Origin of the sequence: Tianweitania sp. (assembly GCF_032053605.1) — a bacterium.
In the GTDB taxonomy this organism is placed as follows: Bacteria; Pseudomonadota; Alphaproteobacteria; order Rhizobiales; family Rhizobiaceae; genus Tianweitania.
Genome location: NZ_DAMBUH010000046.1, coordinates 903 through 9799 on the forward strand (window position 1 = coordinate 903; position 8897 = coordinate 9799).

Annotated in this window: 7 protein-coding genes and 1 pseudogene; all 8 read right to left on the reverse strand. The window is 62.4% G+C overall.

What is annotated here, in order from left to right:
* Nucleotides 1-275, reverse strand: a pseudogene (locus RTX98_RS11895) (L-seryl-tRNA(Sec) selenium transferase); the annotation flags it as partial.
* 3 nt (nucleotides 276-278) lie between these two features.
* Nucleotides 279-1199, reverse strand: a complete 921-nt coding sequence (gene fdhE / locus RTX98_RS11900) for a formate dehydrogenase accessory protein FdhE (RefSeq protein WP_312796794.1) — start codon at nucleotides 1197-1199, stop codon at nucleotides 279-281.
* A gap of 36 nt (nucleotides 1200-1235) precedes the next feature.
* Nucleotides 1236-1922, reverse strand: coding sequence for a formate dehydrogenase subunit gamma (locus tag RTX98_RS11905; RefSeq protein ID WP_312796795.1), 687 nt, complete (start codon nucleotides 1920-1922; stop codon nucleotides 1236-1238).
* On the reverse strand, nucleotides 1922-2914 hold the full coding sequence (fdxH, locus tag RTX98_RS11910) for a formate dehydrogenase subunit beta (RefSeq protein ID WP_416223114.1): 993 nt from the start codon (nucleotides 2912-2914) through the stop codon (nucleotides 1922-1924). Before fdxH ends, RTX98_RS11905 begins: the two co-directional genes overlap by 1 nt.
* A complete protein-coding gene (fdnG, locus tag RTX98_RS11915) occupies nucleotides 2911-6006 on the reverse strand; it encodes a formate dehydrogenase-N subunit alpha (RefSeq protein WP_312796796.1) in 3096 nt (1031 codons plus the stop codon). The genes fdxH and fdnG overlap by 4 nt, the downstream gene beginning before the upstream one ends.
* 155 nt (nucleotides 6007-6161) lie before the next feature.
* Nucleotides 6162-6953, reverse strand: coding sequence for an ABC transporter permease (locus RTX98_RS11920; RefSeq protein WP_312796797.1), 792 nt, complete (start codon nucleotides 6951-6953; stop codon nucleotides 6162-6164).
* Complete coding sequence (locus RTX98_RS11925; RefSeq protein WP_312796799.1) at nucleotides 6950-8128, reverse strand: ABC transporter permease; 1179 nt, start codon at nucleotides 8126-8128, stop codon at nucleotides 6950-6952. Before RTX98_RS11925 ends, RTX98_RS11920 begins: the two co-directional genes overlap by 4 nt.
* The coding region (locus RTX98_RS11930; protein ID WP_312796800.1) for an ABC transporter ATP-binding protein at nucleotides 8125-8897 on the reverse strand (773 nt) is incomplete at its 5' end. The genes RTX98_RS11925 and RTX98_RS11930, both read right to left, overlap by 4 nt.

Genomic DNA, 8897 nt, shown 5'->3' on the forward strand with positions numbered 1-8897 from the left:
AGATTGGTGTGCAGCACCGTGCCGGTAAGGTTGAACAGCGGCCGCAGGTTGGAGCGGTCGCGGTAGGCGAGACGGCCGAGCAGCGATGCCACGATGCCGTTTGTGTCCGGCAAAGCCCCGCCTTCACGAACAGCACTGCGGATTTCGCTCAAGACCGAGCGCAGCTCTTCCGTGACGATCGTGCGGCCATGCCGTTCAACGAGCGGCAGGACGGCGTCGGCCTTCAGCAGCTGATCGACCGAAGGCAGCGCGCGCAGATCGGCAGGGCCGGACACGGTTCAGTACCCCATCAGGAAGGGATTGAAGCCCGCTCGCTTGTATTCCGTGTCCTTCATCAGAAGGTCGAGGCCGAGGCTCGCGACATCGTCAGCCACGATCTCGAGTGATGGGTTCTTGTTTTGATAGAGGATCTTCACCCAGCTGTGGCAGGTGTCGCAGACTTCCGCCTTGACGGTGGCTTCCTCGTCGCCGCTTTCCACGGCGCGGTAGCCGATGCCCTTGGTGGAGCCGCAGGCGAGGCATTTGACGCGGACTTCGTTCCACATCGTACCGCAGCAGGAACAGCCGGCATAGCGCGTTCCTTCCGCGCCTTGGAACCCAATCACCATGGACGAGATGGGCTTGCCGCCGCAGGTTGGGCACACGCCGACCTGGATCGGCACGAGCCTGGCCGCATCGAGACTGCTTGCCAGGCGCGCGGCATGGATTTGGGTGGCGGCGGCGACGTAAAGATGCTGCGCTAGGCCTTCGATCGGGAGGTTGTCGGCGGCGATGTTTTCGACCATCCAGGCCAGCGTAGCATCGTCGGCCACCTGCACCTGCGCCAGAGCTTCCGCCGCAGCGGCGGGTTTTTCGATGGCTTCGGCGCGTTCAAGAAACAGCTTCAGGGTTTCGCGGAAGGCGCCGGACTGCGTCATGGCCGAGCGATCAAGCGGCGGCATGGCGGCACTGCGGGCGCGTTCGACCTGCTCGGCCGGAATGGGCTCGATCGGCGGCAGCGCCTCCACCAACTCGCTCTGGATGCGCGTCAGACCGGCAAGGAAGGTGAGATAAGGCGCAAGACGGCTGCTTTCGGCCAACCGCTGAAAACGAGCGGCGCGCTCTTTGAAGAGGCGCGCCGTGTTTGGCATGAAGGCCAAGGGTGCCTTCGGGATGCCCCCGATCGCTGAGGGATCGGGCTGGATGGGGGACGTAGACATATTACCTCGCGGGCCGACCGGCCACAGCTAGTCATCTTATTCTGCTGGATCAACCCGGCGGCGCTGCGCCAGTTCCTTGAACCATTTGCGATGGTGCCGGAATGCCCATCCGCCTGTCACCGTGCCACGGGTCATGGCGCGAAGCGTGCCGCGCGTCCAGATTGCCGCGTAAACGTGGAAGATGAAGATGCAGATGATCGCAACCGCCGCCAATGCATGCACGAGAACCGCGATGCGCTTGGTGGGGATGGCGGTGGCTTCCAGGAAATACTGATCCCAGATGATGACGCCGGTGATGATCAAAGCCATGATCAACAGCGCCATGCCCCAGAAGATCATCTTCTGACCGGCATTGTATTTGCCGACTTCGGGCAGCTTGTCTTCTTGCGCAGTGAGCACTTCCTTGACGCTCATCAGCCACTTCACGTCTGTGCGCGTGAACAGGTTCGCCTTCCAGAGCTGGAAGAAGAAGATGTAGAAGCTGATGAACAGGACGACGCCGATCCACGGGTGAATCCAGCGCGTGGTTTGCCCGCCGCCGAACAGGGCGGTGAGAAAGAACAGCGAGGGATGGAACAGCGCCAGGCCGGAGATCGCAAGCAGGATCAGGCTCAGCGCCGTGATCCAGTGGTTGACGCGGGCGGCCGGGCCGTAGCGGTCCACCGTGATCGGTGGACCCATGTGGATTTCATCGCCGGGCTGAACCCGTTCTGCTTCCACCATCAGACGCGCTCCTCGGATTGCCCACCGAGCTTGTCCTTCAGGACCTCCTCGGCGCCCTCCTCGTCTTCATGGCTGACGCGGTTCGGCTTGGCGAAGACACCATGCAGGGCAGCACCCACGGCCAGGAAGCCCATGGTGGCGAGACCGACATATTTGGTGGCGCCCTTCCAGGCCTGAACCACGCCGGAGATCTTCGGATCGTCCGGCAGGTCGGCATAGATATGCGGCTTGTCGTTGTGATGCAGGACATACATCACATGCGTGCCGCCCACGCCTTGCGGGTCGTAAAGGCCGGCATTGGCGTAGCCGCGGGACTTGAGGTCGGCAATGCGCTCATCCGCATGCTTCTTCATGTCGTCCTTGGTTCCGAACACGATGGCCTGGGTCGGGCAAGCCTTGGCGCAAGCCGGGCCCTGCCCCACCGCCACGCGGTCGGAACACAAAGTGCATTTGTAAGCGCGGTGATCGGCCTTCGAAATGCGGGGAATGTTGAAGGGGCAGCCCTTCACGCAATAACCGCAGCCGATGCAGTTCTCGTGGATGAAATCCACGATGCCGTTGGAATATTGCACGATCGCGCCCGGCGCCGGGCAGGCCTTGAGGCAGCCCGGATCCGCGCAATGCATGCAGCCATCCTTGCGGATCAGCCATTCGAGATTATCCGTCTCGGGGTTGATCCACTCGGAAAAGCGCATGAGCGTGAACATGTCTTCGGTGAGATCGTGGGGGTTGGTGTAAACACCCACATTCTCGCCGACGCCCGGATGGGTGTCGTTCCACTCAACGCAAGCCGACTGGCACGCCTTACAGCCGATGCATTTCGAGACATCGATCAGCTTGGCGACAGCGGTGAGCTGCCGCTCGGGTGGCGGCAGATCACTGGTGGCCGAGCGGCGAACAAGGTCACGCTCGCCGAGGTTGGAGTCCATCGGCTGAACCGGCGGGTTACTGACGGCTGTACGAGGGCTGTCCATCTGGGGGCTGTTCGTCATGATACCAGCTCCTTGTCCTTTGGCGCCGTCGACGGCTCGATGTTCACCAGGAAGGCCTTGGATTCCGGCGTATCAATATTGGCATCACCGACGAAGGCGGCCAGCGAATTGGGGCCGAAGCCCTTCTTCGCCGAACCGGTGAAGCCCCAATGCAACGGAATGCCGACGATATGGACGGGCTTGCCGTCGCAGATCAGCGGACGAATGCGCCTGGTGACAACCGCCTTGGCCTTGATCGAGCCGCGCTTTGACCAGACGCGGACCCAGCCGCCATTGTCGATGCCCTTTTCTTCCGCCAGCTCCACCGAGATTTCCACGAAGAACTCCGGCTGCAGCGCCGAGTTCACCCGGTTGTGCTTGGTCCAGTAGTGGAAGTGCTCGGTCAGACGGTACGAGGTCGCCGCATAAGGGAACTCGGCCGACGTGCCGAGCTGATCGGCATCGGTCTGGAAGATACGCGACACGGGATTGCCGCGCATCTTCGGGTTGAAGACGTTGGCGACCGGGGACTCGAAGGGCTCCATATGGGCCGGGAACGGTCCGTCGCGCATCAAACCACGCGAGAACAGGCGTGCCGTTCCCTCCTGGTTCATGATGAACGGGCCGACCTCGCCCGGCTTTGCCGTCGGTGCGATATCCGGCACGTCATAGCCAGACCACTTGGCGCCATCCCACTCGATGATCTTGCGGGTTGGATCCCAAGGCTTGCCGTTCAGATCTGCCGACGCACGGTTGTACAGCGTGCGGCGATTGAGCGGCCAAGCGAAGGTCCAGTTGAGATACGCGCCGGTGTCGTCCGGATCGTGGTTGTCGCGCCGGGCCATGTTGTTGCCCTGCTCGTTGAAGCAGCCGGAATAGATCCAGCAGCCCGATGCCGTCGATCCGTCATCGCGCAGCTGCGAGAAGTTCACGACCTGCTTGCCAGCAGCGACCAGCAGCTTCGTGGGGTCCGTCGGATCCATCAGATCCGTCAGGGCACGGCCGTTGATCTCCTTCGCCAGTTCTTCCGGCGTCGGCTCGTTCGGGTCGGCATAATCCCAGGTCAGATCGAGGATCGGATCCGGGAAAGCGCCGCCTTCCGTCTTGTACAGCTCCTTCATGCGCAGGAAGATCTGCGCGACGATGTAGGTGTCGTGCTTGGCTTCCGCCGGCGGCGTGCCGCCCGCCCAGTGCCACTGCAGCCAGCGGCCCGAATTGGTCAGCGAACCCTCTTCCTCCGCAAAGCAGGTGGTGGGCAGCTGGAACACTTCGGTCTGGATGGAAGCGGTGTCGACATCGTTGAAGTCACCGTGATTTTCCCAGAAACGCGAGGTCTCGGTTTCGAGCGGGTCCATCGTGACGAGGAACTTCAGCTTGGACAGGGCTTCCGTGTTCTTAGCCCTGTTGGGGAAGGCAAGAAGCGGGTTGAAGCCCTGGCACAGGTAGCCGTTGACCTTGCCCTGATACATCAGCTCGAACATGCGCAGAACGTCATAGGCCGGGACGTCCAGCTTCGACAGATAGTTGAAGCCCCAGTCGTTGTCGGCCTGCGCCTTGTCGCCCCACATGGACTTCTGGAACGAGACCATGAACTTCTTGTAGTTCTGCCAGTAGCTGGTCTGACCCTTCACCAGCGGCTTGAACTCGCGCGACTTCATGTAGGTCGTGAAGTCGGTGTCCTTTTCAGACGGCATCGTGAGATAGCCGGTGAGCAGGTGCGACATCAAACCGAGATCGGTCAGGCCCTGAATGTTGGAATGGCCGCGAAGCGCGTTCATGCCACCACCACGCACGCCGATATTGCCCAGGATGAGCTGCAGCATGGCCATGGCGCGGATGTTTTGCGAGCCATGGGAATGCTGCGTCCAGCCAAGCGCATACATCGACGTCATCGTCTTGGTCGGCGTCGAGCATTCCGAGATCATCTCGGCGACCTTCAGGAACTTGTCCTTCGGCGTGCCGCAGATGCGCTCGACCATTTCCGGCGTGTAGGCCGCCAGATGCTCCTTAAGCAAGTTCCACACGCAGCGCGGGTGCTGCAGCGTGGGATCGGACGTCACGAAGCCTTCTTCGTCCAGCACATAATCCCAGCTCGACTTGTCGTAGTCGCGCTTTTCCGGATCGTAGCCGGTGAACAACCCGTCATGATAGGCGAAGTCGTCCTTGACGATATAGGCGGCGTTGGTGAACGCCTTCATGTACTCCCACTGCACCTTGTCGTTGTCGATGCAGTACTTCATCACGCCATTGAGGAACGCGATGTCGGTTCCCTGGCGGATGGGAGCGTAATAGTCCGAAACCGATGCGGTGCGCGTATAGCGCGGATCGACGACGATGAGCTTTGCACCACGATGATGCTTGGCTTCCGTCACCCATTTGAAGCCGCACGGATGCGCTTCCGCCGCATTGCCGCCCATGACGACAACGAGATCGGTATTCTTAATGTCGGTCCAGGCGTTCGTCATCGCGCCACGGCCAAATGTTGGGCCCAAACTGGACACCGTAGGGCCGTGTCAGACGCGAGCCTGATTATCGAAACCGACTATTCCCAGGCTCTTGGCGAATTTGAAGGTCGCCCAGGCCGTTTCATTGGTGGTGGCAGATGCCGCGAGCATGCCGGTGGTTGACCAGCGATTGACTGGAAGACCCGCATTGTTCGTCGCCGTGAAGTTGGCGTCGCGATCGTCCTTCATCAGCCGCGCGATGCGGTCGAATGCCTGATCCCAGGAGATGCGCTCGAACTTGTCGGAGCCGGGCTTGCGATGCATCGGATATTGCAGGCGGGTCGGGGACTTCACGAAGTCCTTGAGCGCCGCGCCCTTCGGGCACAGCGTGCCGCGATTCGTCGGGTGGTCCGCATCGCCTTCGATGTGGATGATGTCGGCCTTTTCACCCTTGCGAAGGTCGCCCTTCGAATACAGGATGACGCCGCAGGCGACCGAACAGTACGGACAAGTATTGCGCGTCTCGGTGGTTGTGGCGAGCTTGAAAGGCCGGACATGCGCGGCTTCCGCCGCTTCCGCCTCACCAAAGCCCATCGCACCGACCGACGTCGCCGCAACCCCTGCCCCGGCCAGCTTCAAAAAGCTGCGCCGCGAGAGGTCTAAATTCACAGGAGTGCCTCCGTTTTAAGCTCCTAAACTTGCAGTAGTATACGGCAAGAGCCGGAGGTCAAGGTAGTGCAGTCCGACTGACCTAGCGGCAACATCCTGTGCTGCCCTGAGCGAGGGACACAACTGCGTGAGTTCAAGCAGCCCGCCTGACCTTCTCAGGCCATGCGACGCTGCGCCGACTTCCAGCGCACGAAGGCGACAACCAGAGCAGCCAGGATCGTGCCGACGATGAAAAGGAAGGCAGCCGAGGCGATGGCCGGGCTGATGTTTTCGCGGATGGTCGAGAACATCTGCCGTGCCAGCGTCCGCTGGTTGGGCCCAGCCACGAACAGGGTGAGAACGACTTCATCGAGCGAGGTGGCGAACGCAAACACCGCGCCCGAGACGATGCCGGGGATGGCGAGCGGCAGGGTCACGCGCCGGAAGGTGGTGATCGGCGATGCACCCAAGCTCGCCGCCGCACGCTCGACACGGGTATCGACACCTTGCAGGGCTGCCGCGACGTTGACGAAGACGAAGGGCACGGCGATCACCGTGTGGGCGAAGATCACGCCGAGATAGCTGTTGGCGAGACCCATCCGCACGAACAACAGCTGCATGCCGACGCCCAGCACCACTGCCGGCACGACCATCGGCAACAAAAACGCGGTGCGCAGAACGCCGGAGAATGGCAGTCTGCGTTCGCGCAGGCCTAGCGCGGCCAATGTGCCGAGCACCGTTGCCAGGACCGTGACGCCGAGGCCGATCACCAGACTGTTGATGATGGCGCGGCGCCAGACATCGGCGGTGAAAAGCTCCGCGAACCAGCGTGTGGAGTAGCTGGGCACGGGATAGTTCAGGAACACGCTGGAGGTGAAGGCCAGCGGCAGGATCGCGACGAGCGGCGCCAGCAGGAAGGTCATGGCTGCGACGGCAAAGGTGATCTTGAGGACACGCAGCATGCTCATGCCCTTTCCGTGCCGGACGACGACAGACGGTCATAGACGACATAGAGCGCGATCGTCGCCACCAGCAGAACGATGCCGAGCGCGCCCGCCATGCCCCAGTTGGCCGTACCCGTTGCGTAGAAGGCAATTACCGAGCTGATCATCTGGTCGGTCGGGCCGCCGATCAAAGCGGGCGTGATGTAATAGCCGATCGCCGCCATGAAGACGAGAAGCGAGCCCGACACGACGCCGCGAAGACTAAGCGGCAGGAGCACCCGCCAGAAGGCACGCAGGGGGTGGGCGCCAAGCGAGGCGGCTGCCGGCAGGAGGTTGGTGGGGATGGCGATCAACACGCTGAAGATCGGCAGCACCATGAAAGGCAACAGCACGTGGGTCATGGCGATGATGACGCCGGTGCGGTTGAACAGGAGTGCCAGCGGCGCGTCGATCAGGCCGAGCGCCTGGAGCAGACGATTGATGAGGCCATTGTCCTGCAACAGGATGAACCAGGCGGCGGTGCGCACCAGCAGGGAGGTCCAGAGCGGCAGAAGCACGGCGGCCAGCATCACCTGGCGCTTCCAGCCCGTGACCGAAGCGGCGACCATGGCATAAGGAAAGCCGATAAGGATGCAGGCGAGCGTGGTGCCGGCGGCAATGACGAAAGTGCGCTGGAGGATCGCCAGATTGGCCGAAGCGCTGGCCGGCAAGGCGGTGATCTCACCGGTCGGCGAGCGCGCCATGTCGATGGCCGCCAGCAGGTTGCGGTCGGTGTAAGGCGATGCGGTTGCGGCGGCGATGGCCTGCCAGAAGGTCACGTCCTCCCACCGCTTGTCGATTTCGACGAGATCCACCGCACCTTGCTGTTCGCGCACGGTGCGGACGGTTTTTGCCATCAGCGTGCGGAAGCCGGATCTGGCGCTGTTGAGCTGGCGGGTGAGGTCGCCGATGAGCTGATCGTCCTGCGTTATGCGCAGATCATCGACAAGCGCGGCCTGCATCTCAGGTGTCGGCGGTGACGACCGGTCCCAGTTGCTCAGCGCAGCCGCCGTTTGAGGAAGTGCGCGCCCTGCCCCGGGATCGGACACGGCGTTCGACATCATCGTGACCAGCGGCCAGATGAAGAACAGGACGAGGAAAAGGAGAAGCGGCGCGATAAGGCCGAAGGCTGCCAGCCGCTTGCCCCACGCGATGCTCACGAGTGCACCAGCCAGCAATCCGCCGGATCAAAGCACGCAACGGCCTTGCTGCCGGGCTGAAGGTCGCCGAAGCGGCGGTCGGCCTTTGCGATCAGCCTGGTGCCTTCGGCATCGAGCACCATGCGCAGATGATCGCCATGATAGACGCTATCGAGGATCGTGGCGGGAATGCTGTTGGCAGCCCCAGCATCCGCGCCGAGGCGGATCTTTTCAGGCCGCAGCGAAACGGTGACGGTTTTTCCGGTTGCTTCGTTCGAACCCGCCGCCACGCGGATGCGTTTGCCGCCGGGCAGGCTGAGCGTCAGCCCGCTTGCATCCGACGTTTCGATCGTGCCGTCGAGAAGGTTGGTTTCCCCAATGAAATCGGCCACGAAACGGGTGGTAGGATGATCGTAGATCTCGTTCGGCGTGCCGATCTGCTCGATGCGGCCCTTGTTGAACACGGCGATGCGGTCCGACATGGTGAGGGCTTCGGACTGGTCATGCGTCACGAAGATGATGGTGAGACCGAGCCGCTTGTGGAGATCGCGGATATCGAGCTGCATCTGCTCACGCAGCTGCTTGTCGAGCGCGCCGAGCGGTTCGTCCATGAGAACGACGGCCGGTTCGAACACCAGCGCGCGGGCCAGAGCCACGCGCTGCTGCTGGCCGCCGGACAGCTGGGACGGCTTGCGGTCGGCCATCGCGCCGAGCTGGACCATGTCGAGCGCGCGTTCAACGAGCTGCTTGCGATCGGCCTTCGGGACGCCGCGCATCTCCAGGGGAAAGG